General features: G+C 62.7%; 21 protein-coding genes. 10 read left to right on the plus strand and 11 right to left on the minus strand.

Translation table 11 applies throughout. The features are described from left to right. Nucleotides 1-35: 35 nt before the first annotated feature. The 3 genes from mshA to ITX31_RS10625 form a co-directional block, all read right to left on the minus strand. Nucleotides 36-1280 (minus strand): D-inositol-3-phosphate glycosyltransferase, encoded by a 1245-nt coding sequence (gene mshA, locus ITX31_RS10615; protein ID WP_194783327.1) that lies wholly within the window; start codon nucleotides 1278-1280, stop codon nucleotides 36-38. A gap of 1088 nt (nucleotides 1281-2368) precedes the next feature. Further along, a complete protein-coding gene (locus ITX31_RS10620) occupies nucleotides 2369-3022 on the minus strand; it encodes a histidine phosphatase family protein (protein WP_194783328.1) in 654 nt (217 codons plus the stop codon). Then, nucleotides 3019-4494: a CCA tRNA nucleotidyltransferase gene (locus ITX31_RS10625; protein WP_194783329.1), complete on the minus strand. Its 1476-nt coding sequence runs from the start codon at nucleotides 4492-4494 to the stop codon at nucleotides 3019-3021. Before ITX31_RS10625 ends, ITX31_RS10620 begins: the two co-directional genes overlap by 4 nt. Before the next feature lie 194 nt (nucleotides 4495-4688). Between ITX31_RS10625 and ITX31_RS10630 the strand changes: the two genes are divergently transcribed. The 6 genes from ITX31_RS10630 to ITX31_RS10655 all read left to right on the plus strand — a co-directional run bounded on the left by ITX31_RS10630 (nucleotide 4689) and on the right by ITX31_RS10655 (nucleotide 11331). Further along, nucleotides 4689-5168: an NUDIX hydrolase gene (locus ITX31_RS10630; RefSeq protein ID WP_416354807.1), complete on the plus strand. Its 480-nt coding sequence runs from the start codon at nucleotides 4689-4691 to the stop codon at nucleotides 5166-5168. A gap of 66 nt (nucleotides 5169-5234) precedes the next feature. Further along, on the plus strand, nucleotides 5235-6902 hold the full coding sequence (murJ, locus tag ITX31_RS10635) for a murein biosynthesis integral membrane protein MurJ (protein WP_228529139.1): 1668 nt from the start codon (nucleotides 5235-5237) through the stop codon (nucleotides 6900-6902). 193 nt (nucleotides 6903-7095) lie between these two features. Further along, nucleotides 7096-8565: an ABC transporter substrate-binding protein gene (locus ITX31_RS10640; RefSeq protein ID WP_228529140.1), complete on the plus strand. Its 1470-nt coding sequence runs from the start codon at nucleotides 7096-7098 to the stop codon at nucleotides 8563-8565. Between the two features lie 185 nt (nucleotides 8566-8750). Continuing rightward, complete coding sequence (trxB, locus tag ITX31_RS10645; protein WP_194783332.1) at nucleotides 8751-9785, plus strand: thioredoxin-disulfide reductase; 1035 nt, start codon at nucleotides 8751-8753, stop codon at nucleotides 9783-9785. Between the two features lie 22 nt (nucleotides 9786-9807). Then, the gene (gene trxA / locus ITX31_RS10650; RefSeq protein ID WP_055242830.1) at nucleotides 9808-10134 is read left to right on the plus strand and encodes a thioredoxin; all 327 of its coding nucleotides are present in this window, start codon (nucleotides 9808-9810) and stop codon (nucleotides 10132-10134) included. A gap of 9 nt (nucleotides 10135-10143) precedes the next feature. Continuing rightward, a complete protein-coding gene (locus ITX31_RS10655) occupies nucleotides 10144-11331 on the plus strand; it encodes a peptidoglycan-binding protein (protein ID WP_194783333.1) in 1188 nt (395 codons plus the stop codon). A gap of 3584 nt (nucleotides 11332-14915) precedes the next feature. Here the strand turns inward: ITX31_RS10655 and ITX31_RS10660 are convergent. The 8 genes from ITX31_RS10660 to rpmH all read right to left on the minus strand — a co-directional run bounded on the left by ITX31_RS10660 (nucleotide 14916) and on the right by rpmH (nucleotide 20751). After that, on the minus strand, nucleotides 14916-16250 hold the full coding sequence (locus ITX31_RS10660) for a ParB/RepB/Spo0J family partition protein (protein ID WP_194783334.1): 1335 nt from the start codon (nucleotides 16248-16250) through the stop codon (nucleotides 14916-14918). 101 nt (nucleotides 16251-16351) lie between these two features. Further along, nucleotides 16352-17491 carry a ParA family protein gene (locus tag ITX31_RS10665; protein WP_323745647.1) on the minus strand — a complete coding sequence of 380 codons (1140 nt, stop codon included), beginning with the start codon at nucleotides 17489-17491 and terminating at the stop codon, nucleotides 16352-16354. A gap of 114 nt (nucleotides 17492-17605) precedes the next feature. Continuing rightward, on the minus strand, nucleotides 17606-18235 hold the full coding sequence (gene rsmG, locus ITX31_RS10670; RefSeq protein ID WP_194783335.1) for a 16S rRNA (guanine(527)-N(7))-methyltransferase RsmG: 630 nt from the start codon (nucleotides 18233-18235) through the stop codon (nucleotides 17606-17608). Nucleotides 18236-18287: 52 nt separating this feature from the next. Beyond that, a complete protein-coding gene (locus ITX31_RS10675; RefSeq protein WP_194783336.1) occupies nucleotides 18288-18821 on the minus strand; it encodes a protein jag in 534 nt (177 codons plus the stop codon). Continuing rightward, nucleotides 18818-19780: a membrane protein insertase YidC gene (gene yidC / locus ITX31_RS10680; RefSeq protein ID WP_194783337.1), complete on the minus strand. Its 963-nt coding sequence runs from the start codon at nucleotides 19778-19780 to the stop codon at nucleotides 18818-18820. Before yidC ends, ITX31_RS10675 begins: the two co-directional genes overlap by 4 nt. Nucleotides 19781-19789: 9 nt before the next feature. Beyond that, entirely contained in the window at nucleotides 19790-20179 is a 390-nt protein-coding gene (yidD, locus tag ITX31_RS10685; protein ID WP_194783627.1) for a membrane protein insertion efficiency factor YidD, read from the minus strand. A gap of 14 nt (nucleotides 20180-20193) precedes the next feature. Beyond that, complete coding sequence (gene rnpA, locus ITX31_RS10690; RefSeq protein WP_194783338.1) at nucleotides 20194-20553, minus strand: ribonuclease P protein component; 360 nt, start codon at nucleotides 20551-20553, stop codon at nucleotides 20194-20196. Nucleotides 20554-20613: 60 nt separating this feature from the next. Next, nucleotides 20614-20751, minus strand: a complete 138-nt coding sequence (gene rpmH / locus ITX31_RS10695) for a 50S ribosomal protein L34 (protein ID WP_055854070.1) — start codon at nucleotides 20749-20751, stop codon at nucleotides 20614-20616. A 461-nt stretch (nucleotides 20752-21212) separates the two neighbouring features. Between rpmH and dnaA the strand changes: the two genes are divergently transcribed. The 4 genes from dnaA to ITX31_RS10715 all read left to right on the plus strand — a co-directional run bounded on the left by dnaA (nucleotide 21213) and on the right by ITX31_RS10715 (nucleotide 26190). Beyond that, the gene (gene dnaA, locus ITX31_RS10700) at nucleotides 21213-22631 is read left to right on the plus strand and encodes a chromosomal replication initiator protein DnaA (RefSeq protein WP_323745648.1); all 1419 of its coding nucleotides are present in this window, start codon (nucleotides 21213-21215) and stop codon (nucleotides 22629-22631) included. Nucleotides 22632-23193: 562 nt separating this feature from the next. Further along, the gene (dnaN, locus tag ITX31_RS10705; RefSeq protein WP_194783340.1) at nucleotides 23194-24318 is read left to right on the plus strand and encodes a DNA polymerase III subunit beta; all 1125 of its coding nucleotides are present in this window, start codon (nucleotides 23194-23196) and stop codon (nucleotides 24316-24318) included. A 155-nt stretch (nucleotides 24319-24473) separates the two neighbouring features. Next, nucleotides 24474-25661 carry a DNA replication/repair protein RecF gene (gene recF, locus ITX31_RS10710; protein ID WP_194783341.1) on the plus strand — a complete coding sequence of 396 codons (1188 nt, stop codon included), beginning with the start codon at nucleotides 24474-24476 and terminating at the stop codon, nucleotides 25659-25661. Then, nucleotides 25600-26190: a DciA family protein gene (locus ITX31_RS10715; RefSeq protein ID WP_194783342.1), complete on the plus strand. Its 591-nt coding sequence runs from the start codon at nucleotides 25600-25602 to the stop codon at nucleotides 26188-26190. The genes recF and ITX31_RS10715 overlap by 62 nt, the downstream gene beginning before the upstream one ends. Nucleotides 26191-26315: the final 125 nt, after the last annotated feature.

The following is a 26315-nucleotide window of genomic DNA, read 5'->3' on the forward strand; positions in this document are numbered from 1 at the left end:
TCAATGCGGCGCACCCGCGCACGGGGAGACGGTATTTAGTTCCCGACGGCGTGGGCAGCGGACTGTTCGGAGGCGTGCAGGTAGGACTGGGTGGTCAGGGCGGCCGTCCGCCGCCAGCCGAAGGAGCGCGCGTGCTCGGCCGCGCCCCGGCCAAGTTCCATGCGCCAGGCACCGTGGTCGTACAGCGCTTCAAGTTCAACGGCCCAGCGTGAGGGGTCGTGCCCCTGGACCAGGACGCCCGTGCGCCCGGAACTGACGGCTTTCGGCAGGCCGCCGACGTCGGCCGCCAGGACCGGAGTGCCGCACGCCTGGGCTTCCAGCGCAACCAGGCCGAACGATTCGCTGAACGAAGGCACCGCAACCACGTCCGCGGACCTGAACCATCCGGCCAGGCCTTGGGCCGCTACGGGAGGATGCAGCCGGACGACGCCCTCCAGCCGGTGGGCGCGGATTGCGGCTTCCAGGTCGAGGACCTCTGAACCGCTGGGCGCGCCCAGGATGCTGACGCGCAGCGGAATGTCCGGGCGGCAGGCCCGAAGCCGGGCGGCGGACTCAACCAGCACCTGCGGGCCTTTCATCCGCTGGATGCGCCCGGCGAAGACCACATGGAATTCATCCCGGCCCAGGCCGCGGCGTGTCCGTGCCTCGTACCTGCCTGCCGGGGAAAAGACTTCCAGGTCCACTCCCGGGGCAACCACGTCGATCGACGCCGGATCCGCGCCGTACCACGCGGCCAGCTCGTCCGCTTCCGTGGTGGTGTTCGCGATGAGGCGGGCAGCCGAGTCCACGATTTCCTGTTCGCCGTGGATCCGGACCTGCGGTTCGGGGGTTTCGCCCGGCTGGAGCTGCAGGTTCTTCACCCGTGCCATCGTGTGCATGGTGTGGACCAGGGGAACGTCCCAGTGCCGGGCAAGGCTGAGCCCGGCAATGCCCGAAACCCAGTAGTGGGAGTGCAGGGCATCAAAGCGGGGGCCGTGAAGTGCTGCGCGGGCTACGCCCTCAGCCAGTTCAGCAGACAGTTTGGGAAGGAGTTCCTTGGGAACCTTGCGTCGCGGACCGGCCGTGACATGGTGCACCGTAACCCCGGGAGCCAGTTCGACGGCGCTGGGCTGGTCCGGTGCGCAAGCACGCGTGAAGATGTCCACTTCCACGCCCATTTTCGCCATTTCGACGGCTACGGAACGAACGTAGACATTCATCCCGCCCGCGTCGCCGGAACCAGGCTGTTCGAGCGGCGAGGTATGCAGCGAGAGCATGGCCACCCGGTTGACCTGGGGCACAGCACTCCCTTCGTCGCTGGCCTGTGTTTCCCTACCTATCGACCATACAACGCCAGCGGGTCCAGCTTTGTTTCCTCGACCCCGGGCTGCCGCGGAATTCCGGGGCAGACCGGGGAAGGGTGTGCAGTCTCACCGCCCGTGGAAGGATGCCGGTGCGCTGATCCTGAGCAGACGCAGCTGACGCTGTTCCTGTTCATCCACCAGCCGTCCACTGGCGGCAGACCGCACCACGGCGGCCCGCAGGAACAGCCGGAACAGCCGGAACAGGCCGGTTGCCGCCCGGCGGTGAGACGAGGCCGGATGGCGGGACGGTCCCCGATGACGGGACGGGGCCGGCCGGCCCTCGGTCGGTGCCGGAGAAGCACCGGCCCGTCGAGCGGGGGCTGCGTCCGTGTCTGGCTGAAGGAAGGCCGACGGTTTGGCGAAGGGCAGTTTGTAAAATGGCATGACAAAACTCCGAAAAGGGCGCGCAAAAGCGCATGAATGATAAATGTCGGAAACGCCGTAAAGAACGCTAAAAAGGGAACCCGGCGGGTACGGAAAACTACACCCAATGCTTTAGGTGCATTTCCACAGCTGCAGTCTCAGCCGAACGGTCCACGCCGGTACAAGGCACTGCGCTGAACGTACTCCGCTGCACATACTCCGCTGGACATCCGCGAAAGTCGCAGCCGTCGCGAACTAATTTCCCTGGCGGCGCCGGGACGTTCACTGAGCATGGTCTGGAGCGGCAAGTATCCGCTCGGCGGAAGCCGGGCTGGGATGCGTCAGGAGGAGACCCGGCAGCGCCGGTTGAACGGGAACGCCGAGGGCTGAACGGGAAGGCTGCTTAGGCCCGGAGGGCCGTTTCGCCCGGGAACCACCGAAGGCAGATGACTGCGGGGACCAGGGTCCGCCGGATCACATCCGTGTAATCAAACACCACACTCCACCTCCTGTTGAATGGTTCCGTTTTCCCGGGACTGGCAAACCATACTCAAGCCGTATCCTCGGGGCTGGCTGCACCGCATTCTTGCGGGCTCAAAAAATATAACCCGCCGTAAACGCAGTTGCCAAGCCTTTTCGAGAAAAACTTTTAAAGTAGCTTCCTACATATTCCATTTAAGGATCGCGGGCGTGTGCTTGTCCCAGCCCAGGACGCAGACAGCGGCCGTTCCCAGGACCAGGTGCCGGCCGGCGTCGGGCGCAAGGCCCAGCCAGCGGGCAGCAAGTATCCGCAGGAAGTGGCCGTGGGCCACCAGCAGCGCCCGTTCAAGGGGAGCCGAGTCGGGTTCCTGGTCCATGGGCGTGCCGCAGCCGGCCTGCACCGTGGAGATGATGCGGTCTGCCCGTCCCGCGACCTGGGCCAGGGTCTCACCGCCGGGTACGCCGTCGTTCCAGATGATGTAGCCGGGGTTTTCCGCCCGGACGTCAGTGTTCCGCCGCCCCTCGTTCTGGCCGTAGTCCCATTCGTGCGCATGCGGCAGCACCTCGGGAGAGGGATACCCCAGCAGTTCGGCCGTGCGCCGGGCACGGACGAGGGGGGATGAAAAGACGCGGTCGAATTCAAAGTCGCCGATCTTTCCCCGGGCGGCGGCGGCCTGGGCTTCGCCCTCCGGTGTCAGGGGAATGTCCGTGAGCCCGGTGTAGTTCCCCTGCCGGGACCATTCGGTTTCGCCGTGCCGCACCAGCCACAGGATGGGCAGCGGGGTGCCCGCCGGCGTCAGGTCAGGAACCGCGGGTCCCAGGTTTGGTGCGCTCATGACTTCCCTTCTGTTGCCGATCCTGATTCGGGACGTTCCTGTGCCTGCACGGACTCCGGCTGCTGCTGCCACCACTGAAGCAGCTTCGCCTCAGCTTCCCCCGGTGCACCGGGACCGTTCTCCATGCGTTCTTCGAGCAGGAAGCGGTACGCGCGGCCCACCACCGGCCCGGGCCGGATGCCCAGCAGGGCCATGATCCGGCTGCCGTCCAGGTCCGGACGGATGGCAGCCAGCTCCTCCTGTTCGGCCAGCTTCTCGATCCGCGCTTCAAGGTCGTCATAAGCGAACGCCAGCCTTTCGGCCTTGCGCCGGTTCCGGGTAGTAACGTCGGAGCGGGTCAGCCGGTGAAGGCGCTGCAGCAGCGGGCCGGCGTCGGTAACGTAGCGGCGCACTGCGGAATCGCTCCAGCCTGCCTCGCCGTAGCCGTAGAAACGCATGTGCAGTTCCACCAGCCGGGAGACAGCCTTGATGGTGTCATTGTCGAACCGCAGCGCCTTCATGCGCTTGGCCGTGAGTTTCGCTCCAACCACGTCGTGGTGCAGGAAGCTGACCGCTCCCGTGCCCTCGAAGCGCCGGGTAGCCGGCTTGCCGACGTCGTGCATCAGCGCCGCGAAGCGGAGCACGAAGTCCGGGGCGGGAACCGCGCCGTCAGGGCCCGTCTCAAGGTCGCGGGCCTGCCGCAGCACCGTGAGGGAATGCTGGTACACGTCCTTGTGGCGGTGGTGTTCATCGATTTCGAGGCGCAGGGCGGCCACTTCGGGAAGAACAAAGTCGGCCAGGCCGCTCTCCACCAGCAGGTCCACACCGTCCGCCGGGGCCTTGCCGTTGATCAGCTTCACCAGTTCATCCCGGACGCGCTCGGCCGAAATGATCTCGATCCTGCCCGCCATGTCCGTCATGGCTTCGAAGACTTCCGGTGCCACGGTGACGCCAAGCTGGGAGGCGAAGCGGGCAGCCCGCATCATCCGCAGCGGGTCGTCGGAGAAGGAGGACGACGGCGTCCCGGGGGTGCGCACAATCCCTTCGTGGAGGTCGCGGACACCGCCGTAGGGATCCACCAGCTCCATCTGCGGAAGCCGTAATGCCATGGCGTTCATGGTGAAGTCCCGGCGGTACAGGTCGTCCTCAAGGCGGTCGCCGAACGCTACGACCGGTTTGCGTGACTCCGGATCGTAAGCCTCTGACCGGTAGGTGGTGATCTCAATCTGGAATCCGTCCTTGCGCATTCCGATCGTGCCGAACTCGCGGCCCATCTCCCAGTAGGTGTCGCACCAGCGCCGGGTTACCGCGATGATGTCATCCGGAAGGGCGTTGGTAGTGAAGTCCAGGTCCGGGGACACCCGGCCCAGGAACAGGTCACGGACGGGCCCGCCCACCAGGGACAGTTCGAACCCGGCGGCCTGGAAGAGCTCCCCGAGCTGCTCGATCACGCCGGGAAGCTCGGTAAGGGGAAATGAACTGAGGTGCGCCATAGTCCTTTAAGCGTGCCAGATAATCCAGCCCCCGCGGACAATGCGTCCGCTCCGCGGCCCGGACACGCCGGGGTTGGCGCGGCGGCAAGGGGTCCAGCTGTGAACGGTCATCATCGGCAGGCAAAGATAGTTACAGTGGGGGTATGGCCCATCCCGTCCCGAGTGCGCCCAAGCGGACCCCATTGACAGCGTCAATGGGCAGTTCAGCCGCGCACTCGGCACACACGGCGCTTCCCACCGTGGAAGAAGTTTCTGCCGGCGGAATTGTGGTCAAATGCACTGATCCGGACCTGCCCGTAGCGATCATCGCCAGGCTCAACCGCGGCGGCCGCCTTGAATGGTGCCTGCCCAAGGGCCATCCCGAGGATGCTGAAAACAATGAGCAGGCAGCCGTTCGGGAAATCGCCGAGGAAACCGGGATTGACGGCCGGATCCTCACGCCGCTGGGCAGCATCGACTACTGGTTCACCGTCAGCGGGCACCGTGTGCACAAGACGGTGCACCACTATCTGCTCGAAGCCACCGGCGGTGAGCTCACCATCGAGAATGATCCGGACCATGAGGCGGTGGATGTTGCCTGGGTTCCGCTGGCTGTGCTGGGACGCAGGCTTTCCTTCCCCAACGAACGGCGGATTGCGGACCTGGCCAGGGAAGTCCTCCCCAAGTACCGCTGACGCACCGCGCGGTGCAGGCACGGAGGTTCAGGGAAAACGGCCGCCGGGTGAGAGCATAAGGACATAATGGCCGTTCAGAATCCTGCTCCCAGTACCGCCCGCTCAAGTGCCGTCATGGCCGCGGGAACCATGGTCTCCCGTGTGCTCGGGCTGGTCCGTACCTCCCTGCTCGCCGTCGCGATTGGCGGCGCCGGCGGCGTCACCGACCTCTTCTCCATCGCCAACGTCCTGCCGAACTTCATCTACCTCCTGGTAGCGGGCGGCGTCTTCAACGCCGTCCTGGTTCCGCAGATCATCAAAGCAAGCAAACGCGAAGACGGCGGCGCGGAATACGTTTCACGGATCATGACGCTCAGCCTGCTGTTCCTGGGCGCCGTGGCCCTGGTGGTCACCGTCGCCGCCCCGCTGGTCCTGTCCGTGGTCACGGAGCTAACCGGCGACGAACTGGCGCTGGCCACGGTATTCGCCTACTGGCTGTTTCCCCAGATCCTCTTCTACGGCGCGTACGCCGTGATTGGCCAGGTACTGAACGCCAATGGCAGGTTCGGGGCCTACATGTGGGCGCCGGTGGTGAACAATGTGGTCGCGATCAGCGGATTGGTTCTTTTCATCAACCTGATCGGCAGGCAGACCAGCGAACAGTTCACGCCGGAGAGCTGGACGTCCTCCGCCACCCTGGTACTGGCCGGAAGCACTACACTGGGTGTCGCGCTCCAGGCCTTGGTCCTGCTGGTTCCGCTGAAGAAGCTGGGTCTGGGCCTGCGGCCCATTTTCGGTATCCGCGGAGTCGGACTGGGTGAAACCGCCCGGGTGGCCAAGTGGACCATCATCACAATGCTTGTGGGCAACGGCGCCTACCTCGTCTACACAAAAGTGGCGTCCATCGCCTCCGACGCCAGGCAGTCCTTCCTGGAAATGGACCCGCCCCGGCTGATCGCCGGCCAGTTCAACCTTGAAACCGGCGCGATGCTCTACATCATTCCGCACTCAGTCATCACCCTCTCCCTGGCTACGGTCCTTTTTAACCGCATGTCCCACGCCTTCGTGGAGAAGAACCTCGACGGCGTGCGGGAGACCATCTCGCAGGGTCTGCGGGTCATCGGTGTGGCAACTGTCTTCAGCGCCGCGGTCATGGTCGTCCTCGCCGGTCCCATCGGCATGTGGTTCGGCGGCGGTTCCAACGCCACGGCCGTCATCCAGGGGCAGGTCCTGGTTCTGCTGGCCGTGAGCGCGCCCTTCCTCAGCGCGACGTTCCTCATGAACCGTGCGTTCTACGCCAGTGAAGACGCCAAGACCCCCATGGTCATGCAGCTCATCCTCGCTGGACTCGGTATCGCTCTTGCGTTGGCTGCCGCAGCCCTGCCGGCGGACAGGATCGTCTTTGGCCTCGCGGTGGCCTACTCGATAGGCAACATCGCCGCCGTCGTGCTCAGCCATATCTTCCTGCGCCGGAAGCTGGGCAACTACGGAGCTGTCCGGATTTTCGACGTTCATGTGCGCCTCACCGTGGCGGCACTCGGTTCGGCGGCCATCGGAGCTGCAGCCCTGGCCCTGCTGGGCGGCTACAGCCCGGACGGCTTCGCCTGGCGCTCCCTGGTCAGTGCCACCATCACCCTGGTCATCTGCGGCGCACTGATGGCCAGCGCCTACCTCGGCATGCTGAGAGTGCTGAACGTCCGTGAACTGGATGAACTGCTGAAACCCGCGCTGGCAAAGATCAGGCGCCGGGGCTAAGACGACCAACTCAGGTTTCGGCCGCCCGCGCGGGTAGCATGGGTACAAAGTGGGCAGTACCGGATGGGTTTGGCCCTGAAGATATTGCCCTGGTCCGCACCGGCCGCCCCACCGGCGCCGGTGCCAACATAGCTTGCAGTCATAGCCGTTTCCACGGGAGGAACACGTGCCACAGCCGGTAAATGCTGGGTCAGTGCTGGGCGGCCGATACAAGGTCACCGCACAGGTCCTGGCCTCAGCAGAGAATGACCTCGTCCTCGACGGCGTGGACCAGGTGCTCAACCGTGCCGTGAGCATCCTCGTCGCTGCACCCCAGAACGCCAGCCAGGTCAGTGCCAGCGCCCGCGAAATCGCGATTGGCGAGCGTCATTCCACGGTCCAGATCCTCGATCTGGGCGTCAGTGACGGACGCACCTACCTGGTCACTTCGAACGGGAATGCCGCAGACCTTCTCGACCTGGTCATCGAACGTGACGCGCCCTACGTGGAGCCGTTCTTCACGGACACGCTCGGGTCGGAAATCTTCGGTGTGGCCCGCTCCCATGAGCCGGAGACGGTCGAGGAAGACCGTTACGTCGAAGAGCACGCTCCGCGGGACCGGAAGCCATTGCTCGGCAACCTGCCCAAGCCCCACCTTCCGCGCTTCGGACGCGGAGCAGGTGCAGCCGGGGTTGCCGGGTCGGGCGCAGCCGGGGTCGCCGGCGCAGAAGCCGAGCAGGACCTCGAGTTCGGCGGCCCGGAGGAGGCTCCGGCCGCGACCGGTGCCGCCGTACCTCCGCCGCCCAGCCAGAGCCCGCGGACGGCCGCCTACCCCACCCATGACACCTCTGCAGAGTCGCCCAAGGCCAGCCGCTGGGAAGAGGAAGACGACTTCCCTGCCGAAGGCTACGCAGCGGCAGGTTCGGGAGACCGCAAGGCTTCGAACTTCCCGCGCACGGCGCTGGGCGCAGATTACGAGTCCGAAGAAGAGTATGACGACGATGACGACCGGCCCGCCCGCGGAGGCGACCGCAAATCCGGGCGATTCCTGGTTGGCGGCGTCCTCAGTGTCATCCTGCTGGTGGCCGTGGTGCTCGTCTTCACGAACCTCGGCCGGGTCGGCGAAATGTTCGCCTCGGAGGACCCCTCGCCGACGGTTACCGAACAGCCCGCAGCCCCGCAGGAGGGCCCGGAAGAAGTACCCGGAGCAGCGCTTCCCGCTCCAGTCACCGCGGGAATCACCCGGCTGGTCCCGGGAAACCAGGAACTCGATTCGGTGAACGACGCCGCCCTGCCGCAGATCATCGACGGCAACCCCGCCAGCTACTGGTCCAGCTATGTCTACGCTTCGGAAACTTTCGGCGGCCTCGCTCCAAGCCTGGCCCTCGTCGTGGAACTGGAAGATGAATCGGCGATCACGAAGGTGGACATCACCCAGCTCAACGGCAGCGGCGGCAACTTCTCCGTCATGCTCAATGACTCCCCGTCACTCGAAGGGGCCACCACCGTGGCGCAGAGCGGCTTCACCGGGCCGGAAACTTCCATCACCGTGCCCAAGGGTGCGGACGGCCAACCGGCTTCGGCAAGCTACGTGATCATCAACTTCACGCAGCTTCCGCGGCTCAGCGGGGTGCAGGCGGAGTATCCCTGGGGTCTGCGCATCGCCGAAATCGGCGTGTCCTGAATCCACGCATTCAGGCTGCCCGGTACCGGGCCGGCAGCCCATCATGTGACGCGGAAGCCGAGAGGAATAAGCTGTCCCGTGTCAGTGTTGTGAGGTGTGGCTAGCGGTTCGAAGACTTGCCGCCAGCATCGTTCTACCGGAGCTATACAAAGCCAAGGAAACACCAGGAAAGAGGTTCACAGCACGTGAGCACAGATACTCGTCCCGAAGCCGCTGGTTCCGGCCAGGAAGTCCGTGATGTCATCATCGTTGGATCCGGCCCTTCCGGTTACACCGCCGCCATCTACACGGCCCGGGCAAACCTCAAGCCTCTGCTGATCGCCAGCTCGGTCACCGCCGGCGGAGAGCTCATGAACACCACCGATGTAGAGAATTTCCCAGGCTTCCCGGAAGGCATCATGGGTCCTGACCTGATGGCCGGCCTCGAGAAGCAGGCCGACCGGTTCGGTACCGAGATCCTCTTCGAGGACGTCACCTCGGTAAACCTCTCCGGCGACATCAAGAAGGTCACCATCGGCACCGGAGAAACCTTCCTGGCCCGCTCGGTGATCATTTCCACCGGCTCGGCCTACCGTGAGCTGGGGCTTGAGGACGAGAAGCGGCTTTCCGGACGCGGCGTGAGCTGGTGCGCAACCTGCGACGGTTTCTTCTTCAAGGGACAGGACATCGCCGTCATCGGCGGCGGAGACTCCGCACTGGAAGAAGCGCTCTTCCTTACAAAGTTCGCTGCCTCGGTCACCATCGTTCACCGCCGCAACACGCTGCGTGCCTCCAAGATCATGCAGGACCGTGCGCTGGCAAACGAGAAGATCCGCTTTGTCTGGGATTCCGAAGTTGTTGGCATCCACGGCGAAGACAAGGTCACAGGCCTGCGCCTGCGCAGCACGGTTGACGGGGCAGAGTCCGAGCTCGATGTGACCGGCATCTTCGTGGCGATCGGCAACGACCCGCGCGTGGACCTGGTCCGGGAGCAGCTGGAGCTGACTGAGGCCGGCACCATCGCCGTCCAGGGGCGCACCTCCAAGACGTCCCTTCCGGGTGTCTTCGCCGCTGGCGACGTCATCGACCCGACCTACCGCCAGGCCATCACGGCCGCCGGTTCCGGCTGCGTAGCCGCGCTCGACGTCGAGCACTACCTCGCAGACGTAGCCTCCGCGGCGACCGCAGCCACCGTTCCCACCCCGGCGTCGGAAACCGTTTCCGAAAACGCTTCCGTCTAGAGATCCACAAGGAGCAAGAACCATGAGCAATGCCAAAGACGTAACGGATTCCTCATTCAGCACGGACGTGCTGGCAGCCGACAAGCCGGTCATCGTTGATTTCTGGGCCGAGTGGTGCGGACCGTGCCGCATGCTCTCCCCCATCCTGGATGACATCGCCGCCGAGTACTCGGACAAGGTTGACGTCGTGAAGGTCAACGTTGATGACAACCCCGCCATCGCCGCAAAGTACGGCATCACCTCCATCCCGGCGGTTTACGTCTTCAAGGGCGGTGAGGTTGCGGCCACGTCCATCGGCGCGAAGCCGAAGCAGGTCCTTGAGCAGGAATTCGCGGCCTACCTGAAGTAGGTCCCCACAATGCATCCGACGGACGAGAGTCTGCGGAGGCTGGACTCCAGCCGGCGCGTGGTGGCGCTTCGTGAAGCGCTGCTGCGTGCCGGCTTTTCCATGTCCTACCTCGCTCCGGACTCGGTCAACGATCCTGCGGTCTTCGATGACCACGTAGACGCAGCCGTGCGCGCCTTCCAGCAGAGTCGGGGGCTGATCGTCGACGGCGTAGCGGGCCCCGATACCCAGCGGGCCCTGGCCGAGGCGCAGTTCCGCTTTGGGGACCGGGTGCTCTCCTTCACGGAAGACCAGCCTGCGGTGCGCGGTGACGACGTCGCCGAACTGCAGCGCCATCTCTCCCATCTCGGCTTTTACTACGGGCACATCGACGGCGAGTTTGGGGTGCGGACGAGATATGCCGTGGCCGAACTGCAGGAAAACCTGGGCGTCCCCGGTACTGGTGTGTGCGACGGTGACACGATGACTGCCATGTCACGCGTCAACCGCGCGATTTCACCCAGCCAGGCGTACGCGCTGCGTGATTACGAGCGCCTGGACCGTTCAACGGCGGCACTGCGCGGACGCATCATCACCCTGAACACCGGGAAATCCACCACGTCCTCCGCGCACGTCGCCGAGCGGCTGACCGGAGAGCCGCTCACGGAGCTGCTCGTGGCCACGGATGTCCGGGTACGGGTTGAGCGCATCCTGCGGGAGTTCGGGGCCGAGATAGTGGAGTTCGATGCTGCTGCCGACACTGAGGGTATGCAGGGCCCCACACCAAGCCTGAACGTGAACATCCACTGCGACTGGTTGGACCAGCCGGCGGCTTCGGGCATTGCCGCCTATTACTGGGGCCTCCCGGTGACCGGTGAGCCCCGGTCCCCCATTGGCCAGCGCGCAGCGATCCTTATGATCAAAGAGCTTGCCGCTCGTACCGACATGTCGAGCCTTGGGGTCCACGCCCGCTCGTGGGATACCCTCAAACGGCCGGGCATCCCCTCCGTCGGCATAGATCTCGGCTATCTCAGCAACTTCCATGATGCACACCGCCTTGCCGATCCTGTATTCCGGCAGACAGTGGCTGACTCGATTGTGATTGCCATCCAGCGGCTGTACCTCCTGGAGGAAGAAGACCAGCCCACCGGCACACTCGCACTTGATGACGTCAGCCGGTTCAACCCGATGGAGGACCGCCGCCGGGTTGCGGGCCTGTAGTCACCCCGTGAATGCCGCGCAGACCAGAACCTGGACTGCGCGGCATTTCTCTTGGGGGCTCGTGCCATTGGGCTCCGCTGGGGATCGAGGTATCCGGGATTCGCGGAAGACGTGGCTCAACCTGATCCATGAGGGGCTGGCGTTTACCGCGGGACCGCAGTGGTTCTAGACCTTGCTGGCCGAAGACCCGGGACGCGCAGCTTCGAGCCAGTTGTGTCTGCAAGGGAACGAGCCGGGAATAAGCCGGGGAACGACGGTGCTTCGCCGGTCCGTTTCGGCCGACTAATCGAGTGCGACGAGCATGATCGGCCGGGGCTGCTGTGCCCCTTCAGGCGTGAATGACGTCTTGATGGTGACTCAGAGGCCTCCCCCGGACGGACACCATACCTTCGGGTCGCTTCACTTCAGAGACAGTGTGTATGCGACAGTTGCCGACGCCAAAGAGCCAGCAGGAGATCGGGTTGTGGACGTTTCCGCCGGTGACATTGATGCAGGTTATCGCAGCCGACTTCATTGACGGAGTTCGTATGGACGGTGCTCCCGAGGTCCTCGGGTCCGGCAGGCGCTCCGTCGGCAGTGTCGATTCACTGCGTTCTCTGGACGACCCCTGGATGGTCAGGGGCGACCGAGGGGTCCACCAGCGGAATAGCGTCGACCTAAGCGGGGCGGTGCCTTCGCCACCGTGTACTCGAGGTTGACGCCGCGAAGGGATCTGCCGCTCGGCACTGACCAGCGGACACGTGAATGTTCGTCGGCATATGCCCGTGTTTCACGTGAAACGGGTGGCTCGCAGATGGGATGGCAGCGCCACCGCGTGGTCAGTAAGCCCAGACGGCATATCTCGGGAGCTTGGCCTCCTGGAGAGGGCCCTGTGCCGGGTACAAAGCCAGCTGTCTCTGTGTGCTCGTTCGTGTAGTACAGCCTGGAACCTGATCTCCGCGTCCGTACCGAAAGGATGAAGTGAAGTATCCGAATGGTCGGTTGCGGGCGGGGAGCTGTGGTTCCTTAGTGCTTCCAGACGTCATTCCGGCGCTTGCATCGACGGCGGTGTGCAACGGACTGGATGACGTTTGGCCTGGTATCCCTGGCGCGTCAGGTTCCATTGGTGTGGGGTCCCGTGGGGGATATGGCCGCCGTACGTCGAGCCGCGATGATGTGCGGACGCTGAACGGGAGAATGTACGCCGATAGCAGCCGACCTTCGTTTAACATCCCCGGAGGGGTATTGCGGGGTCGGAATGTTCAGGTGTCTCGCGACCTCCGTGCCTAGCCCACCCAAGACTCACGCATCATCCCTGGACCCTTAATATCGGGCGCGTCCGATCTCACTCACGCACTGCAATCATTCACGGCGTTGTGACCCGACTGGTAGCGGTTCCCTCGTGAGCTGTCTCTAGTCCACGCCAACCCTCTACCGCCTATGCGTGGTCTCATACCCATTCTCGACGGTCGGACTGCGTCCATCACCGCGTGGTGAAGACATCCCTAGCCCGGTGAGGAAGCGGTCCGGGCCTGCCAGTTCCACGTGAAACGTCCACGGCCCGCTTGTTAGCCAGCTATCGGGTAGCGCCCGTCGTGCAGCCCGACACTGCTCGGGTATGGGTGATCCGTGCACATTGAGTGGCATATCGCGAGATACTCAATTGCAAATGGTCGTCCGCAGGGCTGGCTGAATATGCAGCTCCATGAAATGCCACCATTTACCGCTGGCGGTATGACGACCCAGACAGCCTCTGCCGCAGCCATTGGACCACACCCGCCGCAGCTGGGCCCGCGCCAAATCACCGCTACCTGTTCAACTTATATATGCATGGTTGGTGCATCTGGGTGACCTCTGCGGCCAGGTGTGTAGTCCGAGTCGAGGGCAAAGTCTGCCCCCTGCCGAAAGACCTTGCCATACCAGGGAGCGTCGTAGTTTCACGTGAAACAGGGCGATAAGTATCCCCGCAAGACGGCGCTGAGGCGCCGGCATCCGGGTCTCGTCCTGCGGCTTCGGACCTCAGGGCTGGACGGCTACCCCACTAATCGGCCCATTCCCATACTTCTGGCACCGCCCCTATGTTGAATACTCGTATCGCTTCCCCTCACGGTCCTGCCGCTTCCCCGCTTCACCTGGATCCCCCCGTAACACGACTGGGAACTGGGCCCTACCGCCTCAACGTCGCGCGCGTCCTTGTCGTCCGGCGCTGCCGTCATCAGTCGTTGCCCAATGGTCACCGGCTATTGGATTCGGTCATCGAACCGTACCCGCACCGAAGCTGACTACAGCAGCCTTTCGACGCCTGCCCGCATTCACCACTGACTTTGCAGCACGTCATCTCATGTCACGCGGTGGGAAGCACGTAGTGGTGGATGGCAGGTATCTGCAGCTGCACTGCCAGTTCCGTTTCGACACCACATATTGGGCGCACTGAGATGACGGTCTGGCCTATATTCCGCTCCCTGGAACAGCCCAGACAGAAGTATGCGATGCTGAAGCTCCACTCTTACTACACGGGTAAGCGGCGGCGACAAAATCGGAGTTCGGGCATTACCCGTGAAGTTGTGCGGCCCGGTTTCACGTGAAACAGCCGGAGCGCCACCTCATGTAGGCAGGCTGAGCGACACATGCGGGCAACCTTGCCGCGCGTATGCAATGCAATGCAACGCACTGCAAATACATTCGAACGCCATGCACGCTAGGTATGCCTTATTGACAAGTTTCAGCGGGTCCGGCACAGGACCGATTGCCTGTGGCCTCATGTCATACTAGGGACCGTCCCCTTCGTTCTGAACTGACGAGCTCGTACAGTTGCCCGCACATCCAGTGACAGCCTCACGGTGTTCCACGTGAAACGCTTCCATTAGATGGAGTTCAAAGTGCCTCTAGTTCTTCAACTGAGCAGGAGCAGAGCATCGTGGACCCCGGGGGCGCACCCACGTCCGCCGCCCAATGAACGCTGAGCTGTTCCAGCATATTGAGCGCTGCTGAGCAACATGGGCACATTAGCCAGAACGCTTTGGTAAGTAGAAAGTATGATCCTGAACCTTTAAGTAGTAGTAATGGCTGCAAACACTCACAAGGTTGCAAAGCGAATCGCTATCCCAGTGAGGAGCGGCGGGTTCAGGACGAACACTGAATCCGTCGAGTAAGCCGATGACCTCTATCGGTCGTCAGGTTTTGCGGAGGCAAAGGCCAGGATTCTGTCACGACGCTGATAGTGATAGCCATAGGTCAGTAGCTTGGGCAGTAGCTGTTTCACGTGAAACGGCTACCTTGCCCTTGCTTATGACCTGCGTCCGCCGATGAAGAGTAGTCGAAATCTTGTGCACGGATTATAACTGTCCTGGCCTATATCAATTGCCACCACCGGCGTTCCATGTATATATGAGCGCCTTAACGAATTTCGCAGCGCCACGAGAACTTGTCCTGGACGTTTCACGTGAAACGTGGGATGGGGCGTATCTATTAGGCCCATACCAGTCGGTAGAAGCGGCAGGAAGCCGATACTGTCACCCCATCGCAGTGATTGGTCTGAAATCAAGTAAGAAGGAGGGCTTTTCACGGGAAACAGCCCTCCTTCTCATAGCGGCGCTATTCGGGTCCTAGGAAGTCGCGCCCTCAACAGGGTTCAATACGGACATGATCCGATTCAAATCATCCACACTGGCAAACTCAATGCTGACTTTCCCCTTGCGGGCACCCAAAGTGATCTTGACGCTCGTATCCAAACGATCGGACAACGAATTAGCCAGGTAGTCGAGGCGTTCATGCCGGGCGCCTACTTTGGGCTTGGCCTCTTTCGCAGGTCGACGGATGCCGTCGGACAGTGATACGACCTCTTCTGTAGCACGGACAGACATGCCCTCAGCAACGATCTTTTGTGCCAGCTTCTCCATCTCAGCTGGATCGTTAAGGCCTAGAAGCGCTCGGGCGTGACCTGCGGACAGAACTCCCGCAGCGAGGCGTCGCTGTACAAGCGGTGGCAGCTTCATCAACCGCAGAGTATTGGAAATCTGCGGACGAGACCGTCCGATACGATCTGCAAGTTCCTCGTGTGAGCACTCGAAGTCGTCTAGCAGCTGCTGATAGGCAGCTGCCTCTTCGAGCGGATTCAACTGGCTGCGATGGAGGTTCTCCAACAACGCATCCCGAAGGAGATCGACGTCCTGGGTCGACCGGATAATCGCCGGAACCGCCGTGAGCCCGGCCTCTCGGCTTGCCCGCCAACGCCGCTCGCCCATGACCAGCTCGTAGGGGTGCTCATCATCGCCCTCGGCCGAGGGACGGACCACGATTGGCTGCAGAACACCAATCTCCCGAATTGAGTGGACCAATTCGGACATATCGTCTTCATCGAAGACACTGCGGGGCTGCTTACGGTTCGGGTGAATGGAGTCGATGGGCAGCTCGGCGAACCGTGCTCCGGGTACGTCCATCAAGGTTTCACGTGAAACAGCATCTGCTTCCGTCGTGGCAGTAGAGCCACTGGTCTCCTTCGACGCGGCTACGCCCGAGGACTGCCTGGGGCCGTCATCTACAGTCTCAGACGCCTTCTCCGCGGCCTTGGATCCGGCTCTGCGCGTAGTTGCACCGGAAGCGGGCTTATCGGCCGTTCCAGAAGCCGATGCTGCGGATCCACCGGACGCTGCGGTTCCTGACTCTGACTTGTCACTGGATTTTAATGAGCGAGCAGGAGTGGAACGCGTGGCAGGCTTCTTCTTGGTCGGTGCCCGCAACGCTTCCTTGTTGATTCCCGCCCCGCGGCGAGCTGCGGTGCTGCGCTCGGGTCCTGTCTCATCAGTCACCGAGGCAAAGAACAGGTCGACTGGCCTGCCGGCTCGTGCAGGCTGGCCAGCTTCGGTTGATTCAGCAGGCTCAGCAGTGCTGGGGATCAACGCACCCAGACCCCGGCCCAAACCACGACGCTTTTCGGTCATGGATAAGTCCTTCCCTTATGCACACAGCAAGCGGCATGGATTGATTGTGAATGTATTCTACGGTTTGAGGCAGCTGGTGCCCTGCAACGCTGAGGGAGTGTCTAGACGGAGCGCTGGGAGATCTCAGCGGCGGCTTCCAGATAAGACAAGGCGCCCGTGGATGAGGGGTCATAGGTCATGACCGTCTGCTGGTAGCTGGGAGCCTCGGAAATGCGCACTGAACGCGGAACAACGGCGGAGAGGACCTGCTGCGGGAAGTGCTCCCGAACCTCCGCTGCAACCTGCGCCGCGAGGTTGGTGCGGCCGTCGTACATGGTGAGGAGAATCGTCGACACAACCAGGTCCGCATTGAGGTGTTTCTGGATCATCTCAATGTTCTTGAGAAGCTGGCTGAGTCCTTCGAGTGCATAGTACTCACACTGGATGGGAATCAGGACTTCCCTGGCTGCCACGAATGCGTTGACCGTCAGCAGGCCGAGGCTGGGCGGGCAGTCGATGAAAATGTAGTCAAGCCGTTCCTCGCCGGCGGCCTTGCGCTCCGCTGCATACACGTCGATCGCCCTCCGAAGGCGCTGCTCGCGCGCCACCAGGGAGACCAGCTCAATCTCGGCACCGGCAAGGTGGATCGTCGCGGGGGCACAGATCAGGTTCTTGATGTCCGGGCACTGTGCCACGACGTTGGCCAGCGGCAGATCGTCGATCAGGACGTCGTAGATGCTCTCTACATCGGCCCGGTGGTCGATACCGAGGGCCGTTGAGGCATTTCCCTGCGGGTCGATGTCAATGACCATTACGTTGAGCCCGGCGGTGGCCAGAGCGGCAGCGATATTGACCGTTGTGGTCGTCTTGCCGACGCCGCCCTTCTGGTTGCTCACCGTCATGATCCGGGTTTCCGCCGGACGCGGCAGTACACGTCCAACCAGCTTCTCGCGGCGGCGGGTCTCACTGGCCAGTTCCCGGGCCAATGGTGTGCTCTCGTCCATCAGATCCATAACGTCTACCGACCCGGACGGGAGGACCGCCTGGCCGGCTTCACCACCTTCGCTGGTATCGGAATCAGGCACATCGGATGCGCCGGCAGACTGTGTTGCAACAGCATGTCCTGTTTCACGTGAAACAGGCAAGTCGATCACCGGCGCCTCAACCTTCTGAGGTTGCTGCCTCGAAAAAGTCGATGAGAAGGCAGAGCCCAACGCAGCAAAGGGGGGAATTCGTTTTGCGGCAGAATCGCGCACACTCACCGGGACATGCTCACTTTCACGACGTAAGGCATTACTGCCACTAGCCTATCGGCTGCCCCGCCAAATACAGGGATCGGTCCGGGTGTGTGCACAGCGGATGAACGCCGTACTGAACTAAACCACAATCCGCACGACTGTGGTGTGCTCCTCAAGGACGTCTTCCCCGGCGGTAACTACCGTGGTTTCCTTCCCGCCAAGCTTGCGGATCTGCTTCGCCGCCTTCTCAATCTCCTCGGCTGCGCTTCGTCCCTTGATCGCAAGGACAACGCCGGACCCGCCCAGCAGCGGAATCGTCAGGCCGGACAGGCCGGACAGCGCCGAGACAGCCCGGGCGGTGACAACGTCCACATCCACCTTGCCTACAGCCTGCTCAGCGCGTCCCCGGATCACAGTGACGTTCTCCAGGCCCAGGTCCGCAATTACCTCATTGAGCCACGTCACGCGGCGTTCAAGTGGTTCAATGAGCGTCATCGAAAGGTCCGGGCGGGCAATCGCCAGGCACAGACCAGGCAGCCCGGCGCCGGATCCTACATCAGCAACACTGCTGGCCGGCGGAATCAGCTCCGCAACAACGGCACAGTTCAACACGTGGCGGCTCCATAACCGTGGAACCTCGCGCGGACCCAGGAGGCCCCGTTCCATCCCGGAGGTTGCCAGGTGCTCAACGTAACGCTCGGCCAGGGGCAGGCGGTCACCAAAAACTTTAACCGCCGCCGAATGTTCGGCAGGCGTTATCTCAACCACGAAAGCAATCCTTGTCTTAGAGAAGTACCCGCGTATGCCGGAACCGGCAGCGCTATGCGTCGGAGAGGGAAACCACGATGTGCCGGCCTGCGCCTTCGCCCTCTGACTCGCTGACGAGTCCAAGCTCGGCAACGGCGTCGTGCACTATCTTGCGCTCGTATGCACTCATCGGTGCCAGGGCAATATCCTTGCCCGAGGTCTTGGCGCGGGAGACAGCGTCTTCGGCAATGCGGTGCAGTTCCTCGCTGCGCTCCTTGCGGTACCCGGAGATGTCCAGCACGAGGCGCGAACGGTTGTCAGTGGCCGTCAGCACCGAGAGGCGGGTCAACTCCTGCAGGGCCTCCAGGACCTCGCCGTCGCGGCCTATGAGGGACTGGAGACCGGAGTCATCACCCTCCTCGGAGACAACCGAGATGTAGGTTCGTCCGCTGCGGACTTCGATGTCGATATCACCATCGATATCAGCTATGTCCAGCAGTTCCTCGAGGTAGTCGGCCGCTACGTCGCCCTCTTCCTCCAGACGGCTTGCAGCACCGTTGCCGGCAGCCAGTTCTTCCACGGTCTCGTCGATGTGCTCAGTACTCATCTTTTCTTCCTGTTCTTGCGCTGGGGCTGCTGGCGCTGGCCCTTGGCGGGGACGGGTACTTCTTCGGTGGGCTCAGCCTTCTTCTCACCCAGCAGCGGCACCATGGGCAGGCCTTTTGCTGCGCGGCGTTCGGCGAGGGCCTTGGCTGCAGGAGAACCGGGGGTGGGCATACGGCGGATCACGAAGAACTGCTGGGCCATGGTCCACAGGTTAGTGGTGGTCCAGTAGATCAGCACACCGATGGGGAAGTTGATGCCGCCCACGCCGAATACCAGCGGCAGTACGTACAGCATCATCTTCTGCTGTCGCATGAACGGGCTCTGCAGCGCCTCCTCAGACATGTTCTTGGACATGATCTGCTTCTGCGTGATGAACTGCGAGGCCGTCATGGCAATGATCATGATGATCGAGAGCACGATGACGGAGGTGTGGCCCTCCGTGCCGAACCCGTGCAGCAGCGATGAGGAGAGCGGCGCGCCCAGGATGGTCGCTTCGTCGAACTGTACGACGGCGTCGTGGCTCAGTGCACCGATTCCCTCACCGCCGGAGCTGGCGTTGGAAACACCGTTCAGCACCTGGAACAAGGCGAAGAAGAACGGCATCTGGATCAGCATGGGCAGGCAGGCCGCGAAGGGGTTGGTGCCGTGCTTCTTGTAGAGCGCCATCTGTTCCTGCGTCATTGCCTGGCGCGAGAGCTGGTCGGTCTTGCCCTTGTACTTCTGCTGCAGCTTGCGCAGGTCAGGCTGCAGTGACTGCATCCCGCGCTGGGCTTTGATCTGCTTGACGAAGACCGGGATCAGGGCGGCCCGGATAACGATAACCAGGCCAATGATGGAAAGGGTCCAGGTCCAGCCGGAGGCGGCGTCCATCCCGAGGAAGACAAAGCCCTCGTGGAAGATCCACATGATCCATGACACCACCCACTTGAATGGAAACATGATCGTGTCGAAGAAACCCATTTACACTCCTCAAGCCGCCGAGCGGCTGTCTTCGTCTGCCGGAATCACGGGATGATTCAGCACAATAATCTTGGGGGCTGACTCCTGGGGCCAAGTCCGGCCGCCGGCGGGCACATGGTCCACGCCGCCGTCGTTCCAGGGGTGGCAGCGTACGAGCCTCCGGGCAGCCAGCCAAGTCCCCTTGACCGCGCCGTGAACGGTTATGGCCTCAAGGGCGTAAGCCGAACAGGAAGGGAAGAAGCGGCACACTGGCCCGTACAGCGGGGAGACTACCTTGCGGTAGGCGATGAGGAAACCGATGAGAAGATTCCGCGGCAGGTGCCAGAGAAAGAGGGGAACAGAGCGGAAAAAGGCAGCACTCACAGAGGCCTTCGCCGGATCACTTCCGGTGCGGCCCATGTTCTGCCCCTCCCTCATCTGTGTCGATCTTGCCGGGAAAGCTTGTTCAAACATGCGCAGAGGGCACCCGCGTAGTCGGCGCTCAACTGCGCCCACGATGCCGATGCCGCCGGCGGCAGCGCTCTGACGACGATGTCCAACCCGGTGGGGTTTTCTGCCAGGCTCTGCGCTGCTGCTTCTCTCAGTCTTCTCTTAACGAGGTTGCGTGTCACGGCGTTCCCGACTGCCTTCGACACAATGAACCCGACGCGCGTAGGCGCGGCCGGGTTTGGCACTGCATATAAGACTACGTTCCGGCGCCCGCTTCGGGCACCGGAACGTACAGTATGGGAAAAATCCGCCGACACCCGGACCCGGTTCCTCGCGGCCAGCATTAGGACGCCAAGGGGCTGGGACTGAGCTGCTGCTGCAGCATCGGCAAACCTAAGGCTGTTTTATGCCGACAGTTCGGTGCGGCCCTTGGAACGGCGTGCGGAAAGGATGGCACGGCCGGCACGGGTACGCATGCGAAGGCGGAAGCCGTGCTTCTTGGCACGACGGCGGTTATTCGGCTGAAAAGTCCGCTTGCTCACGGTGGTTACTCCAAGACAGTATGCGCTGCGCCTGCTGCATCAAGGGGAAAGCGCAAGCGGCGCTAAGTTTTCATGTGACTGACTACGCTCAACCCGGACCTGGACCCTGATTCCCAGAACCCTGATGGGCATGAATGAGTGCAGATAGCAGACACAAAGGACTACTCAACGTTAGGTGAGACCCCCAATCCAGTCAAACCGGGGGTCCACGGCCTGTGGGCCTGAAACTATCAACACCTGTGGACAAGTGCTTTGCGCTCCGCCGCGGCGTGGCATTGTGAGAGACGTCCCACGTCGCGTGGGAGCGCAGGAATCCAGCTACCGGCTGGGGAAAACTTGATCTAGGCTTGGCGCGGGGCTTTTATCCACCGCTGTGCATAACTCTGTGGATGAGTCCTCCGGAATCCAGGCCTGGATCCCGGTTTCTTAGACCGCCCCGTTGGGCGTCACGAAAGGTTTTTGTGGGTACGGACGAAATCAACGATGTCGGCAGCTCATGGCGCAAGGTCATCCGGACGTTGGAGTCCGATGACAGGGTTTCGCCCCGGCAACGCGGATTCGTGGTCCTGGCCCAGGCGCAGGGCCTGATTGGAACCACCTTGCTGGTGGCCGTTCCCAATGAACTGACGCGCGAAGTCCTCCAGACACAACTGAAGAACATCCTCGACGAAGTCCTCAAGACCGTCTTCCAGGCCGATATACAGTGCGCATTCGTCATCGACGCCGATCTGACACCGGTAGTACAGGCGGAACCGGAGCCCGAACCCGAAGAGGCTTCACCCTCGCCCGTGCCGTCAGGCGAGAGCGCACCGTCACCCACGCCGCCGAGCACATCACAGGAATTCGGCCGGCTGAACCCCAAGTACGTTTTTGAGACGTTCGTCATCGGGTCTTCCAACCGTTTCGCCCACGCCGCCGCAGTTGCGGTGGCCGAGGCCCCTGCGAAGGCCTACAACCCGCTCTTTATCTACGGTGACTCGGGACTGGGCAAGACCCACCTGCTGCACGCGATCGGACACTACGCCCGTCACCTCTACACAGGCATCCGCGTGCGCTACGTGAACTCCGAGGAATTCACCAACGACTTCATCAACTCCATCCGCTACGACGAGGGTGCGAGTTTCAAGCAGCTCTACCGCAACGTGGACATCCTCCTCATCGACGACATCCAGTTCCTCGCCAACAAGGATGCAACCCAGGAGGAGTTCTTCCATACTTTCAATGCCCTGCACAATCACAACAAACAGGTTGTAATCACCTCCGACCTGCCGCCCAAGCAGCTCTCCGGCTTCGAAGAACGCATGCGGTCGCGTTTCGAATGGGGCCTCCTCACGGATGTCCAGCCTCCGGAGCTTGAAACCCGCATTGCGATCCTGCGCAAGAAGGCCATTGGGGATTCACTCAGTGCCCCGGACGATGTCCTCGAATACATCGCCTCGAAGATTTCGACGAACATCCGCGAACTCGAAGGGGCCCTGATCCGGGTGACCGCTTTTGCCAGCCTGAACCGGCAGCAGGTTGACGTTGGCCTGGCCGAGATTGTCCTCAAGGACCTCATTACCGACGACGGCGCCCAGGAAATCACGGCGGCATCAATCCTTGGGCAGACGGCAGCGTACTTCCAGATCAGCCTGGAAGAGCTGTGCAGCAAGTCTCGGACCCGGACACTGGTGACGGCACGGCAGATCGCCATGTATCTCTGCCGGGAACTGACGGACATGTCCCTGCCGAAGATCGGCCAGGAGCTTGGTGGCCGGGACCACACCACCGTCATCCACGCCGACCGGAAGATCCGCGAACTCATGGCCGAGCGCCGGGCCATCTACAACCAGGTCACGGAACTGACGAACCGCATTAAGCAGCAGCAGCGCGAAGCCTAGAAAATCCGCGCCGATGAAGAGATGTAAGGGCCCCGAAGGGGCTCAAAATTAACAGATGTGGACAAGGATGTGGATAACCCGGTGGACAACCCGGAACTAAGCGGACTTCCCTGTGGATACGCGGAACGACAAAAAAGTTCCCAACAACAGCCCTCAGCGCGTAGGCTGACCATCCACAAGTTATCAACAGGCTTAAAACGCAGATCCCAGCCGATCGAGCTGGTTGTCCACAGTATCCACAGGAGTTATTAACACTACGAATCTTAAGAAATTGGGTTCCACCAAATAACATCTGACCTTCCGCGCCAAACATCCGATCTTCTCGACCGGAGTCTTCTCCGAGGCTGGTGGTGGTGTCCGATACTGTTGGGCACACGCACAAAGCCTTCTCCCTGCCGCTGCTTCGTGCGGGGAAAACCGTGCTGGCGGTAAGCTGGCACAGAGTACTGTTGTGATTCCCGGGCAGACAGCCCGGGCGGCACTGCCGCACAATCTGCTCCCTCACGTGTTCATGAAGATTCAGTAGTACTGACAAGTACGTTGTGAAAGGCGGCACCCTGCAGTGAAGTTCAGAGTTGAGCGGGATGTCCTGGCCGAGGCGGTTACGTGGACAGCGCGGTCCCTCTCCCCCCGCCCGCCGGTTCCGGTCCTTTCCGGGCTGCTGATCAAAGCCGAGTCCGGCTCCCTCAGCATTGCCAGCTTCGACTACGAAATCTCCGCGAGGCTGCAGATTCCGGCGGACATCTCTGAAGAAGGAACCATCCTTGTCTCCGGCAGGCTCCTGGCGGAGATCTGCCGCAGCCTGCCCTCCGCGCCGGTGGACGTGGAAACCGACGGATCCAAGGTGACGCTGACCTGCCGCAACAGCCGCTTCAATCTGGCAACCATGCCCGTCTCGGAGTATCCGGAGCTACCGGCACTTCCGGATGTCAGTGGCGTCGTCGACGGTGACGCGTTCGCACAGGCAGTTTCCCAGGTGATCATCGCCGCCAGCCGTGATGACACCCTGCCGATCCTCACCGGCGTTCGGATGGAAATCGAAGACGATCTCATTACGTTCCTGGCCACCGACCGCTACCGGCTCGCCCTGCGCGAGCTCCCGTGGAAGCCGGCCAGCCCGGGGATCTCGACGTCTGCCCTCGTGAAAGCCAAAACCCTGAACGAAGTGGCAAAGACACTCGGCAGCGGCGGGGACCTGAACATCGCCCTGTCCGGAGACAGCGAACTCATCGGTTTCGAAAGCGGGGGACGGCGGACAACGTCCCTGCTGGTGGACGGGGACTACCCCAAGATCCGGTCGCTGTTCCCGGAAAACACGCCGATCCATGCCACCGTGGAAACACACGCCCTGGTCGAAGCCGTCCGCCGCGTCTCGCTCGTCGCGGAGCGGAACACTCCCGTCCGCCTCGCCTTCACAGACGGACAGGTAACCCTTGACGCCGGCACGGGCGAAGATGCCCAGGCCTCTGAGGCGCTCGAAGCATCCCTCGTCGGCGAGGACATCACGGTCGCGTTCAACCCGCATTACCTCAGCGAGGGCCTTGGCGCCTTCCCGAGCAAGTACGTGCGTTTCTCCTTCACCACCCCGCCGAAACCTGCCGTGATCTCCGCCCAGGAAGAACTAACCGGAGACGACCAGGAAGACTACCGGTACCTGCTGATGCCGGTCCGGCTGCCCAACCAGTAAGGCTTCCGCCCGCCTCCCGCATCCTGGTATTCGGCATGGGCCGGAACCCGGTGCCCTCCTTTCCGGCCCCGGAGTAAGCGGTTGTAGTCTGGATGAGGACGGCCGGAGGCGTCCGAATGGCAGACGCAGGGAATGGAAGGCGAAGGTGGAGCAGCGTGTACGTTGATTACCTTTCCCTGACCGGTTTTCGGAGCTACAGGCAGCTGGACCTCAGCCTGAACCCCGGCGTCAGTGTCTTCGTGGGACCCAACGGCACGGGCAAGACGAACATCGTCGAATCGATCGGTTACCTTGCCTCCCTGTCGTCCCACCGCGTGAGTTCCGATGCACCGCTGGTTGCGTTTGATGCCGAGCAGGCACTTGTCCGGGCACGGGTCGTGCGCGGATCCCAGGCAACGGCGCTCGAAGTCGAGATCAACCCGGGCCGGGCCAACCGGGCACGCATCAACAGGGCCAATCCGGTCCGTGCCAGGGACATCCTTGGTATCTGCCGCACCGTGCTGTTCGCCCCGGAAGACCTTGCGCTGGTCAAAGGAGATCCCTCGGCCCGCCGCCGCTTCCTCGATGACCTGATCGTTTCCCTTGTTCCCCGGCACGCCGCAACCCGCGCGGACTACGAGCGGGTCCTCAAACAGCGCAACGCACTGCTGAAATCTGCGCGGATCAGCGGCCGGTTCACTCCCGCCCACGAAGCCACGCTCGAAGTCTGGGACCACCACATGGCGGAGGCCGGTGCGCAGCTGGTTTCCGCCCGCCTCAAGGCCCTCGACCTGCTCAGCCCGCACCTGCAGGGTGCCTACCAGGATCTCACCGACGGTTCGAAGGAAGCCCGGGGGACGTACCGCTCAACGCTGCTCGGCGAAGTGGACGACGATGGCGGCGCTGCATCCTCCGGCGCCGATCCTGCAGAGCTGCTGGCGCTGAGCTCCGAAGAGCTGCGCGAGCGGTTCCTGCAGGCGTTTGCCGCGAACCGCAAACGAGAGATTGACCGTGGGGTATCGCTGGTGGGGCCGCACCGCGACGACGTCGAGCTAGCGCTGGGACAGGCTCCGGCAAAGGGGTACGCGTCCCACGGCGAGACCTGGTCGCTTGCGCTGGCGATGCGCCTGGCATCGTATTACCTGCTCCGTGCCGACGACCCGACGCCCGGATCCGGCCCCATCCTGGTCCTGGACGACGTCTTTGCCGAGCTCGACGCCGGACGGCGCGGGCGGCTTGCGTCGATTGTGGCGGGAGCGGAACAGGTACTCGTCACTGCTGCAGTTGCCGAGGACATCCCCGATGCCCTGGCGGGAGACCAGATCCCCGTCATACCCGGAGGAATCCGTGCAGCCGCAGAATGAACCCGACGGCCGGGACGGTTCGGAACCGGTTGAAAACGACCTGCCGGATGCCGCCCAGGAACAGCTGAACCGGATGCGGCAGGCAGCGCAGGCCCGCGGAAACCAGCGGGTTCCCGCCGCCAGGCGGAAGCCGGCACGCAAATCCACCCCGTTCATTCCGGGGGAGTACACCGGGCGTGATCCCCAGGGCCTGGGCAAGGTCTTCACCCGCTTCGTCAACGAACGCGGGTGGAATTCGCCGGTGGCAGTGGGATCCGTCATCTCGCGCTGGGAAGAATTGGTTGGTCCGGATGTGAGTGCCCACTGCAAACCCGAGTCTTTTTCCGACACCACCGTCCAGGTCCGGTGCGACTCCACGGCCTGGGCGACGCAGCTGCGGCTGCTCCGCTCTGCGCTGATCGAACGCTTCGATGCCGAACTGGGCAGCGGCGTCGTCACCCGTATCGAAGTGATTGGTCCGGCTGCACCGAACTGGCGCAAGGGCCTGCGCAGCGTTAAGGGCCGCGGCCCCCGGGACACCTACGGGTAGTTGCCGGTGGTGCAGGGGCGAAAAAAGTTGTTGAAAAAACGCCCTTTTTGTGCTCGCGTTCACACGCCTTCCGTGCGGCTTTGCGGGCTGCAAACCCCTTTGGACGTATCCGGAGCCGTGGAACT

This window comes from Arthrobacter gandavensis (assembly GCF_015355785.1).
Lineage (GTDB): Bacteria > Actinomycetota > Actinomycetes > Actinomycetales > Micrococcaceae > Arthrobacter_B > Arthrobacter_B gandavensis_A.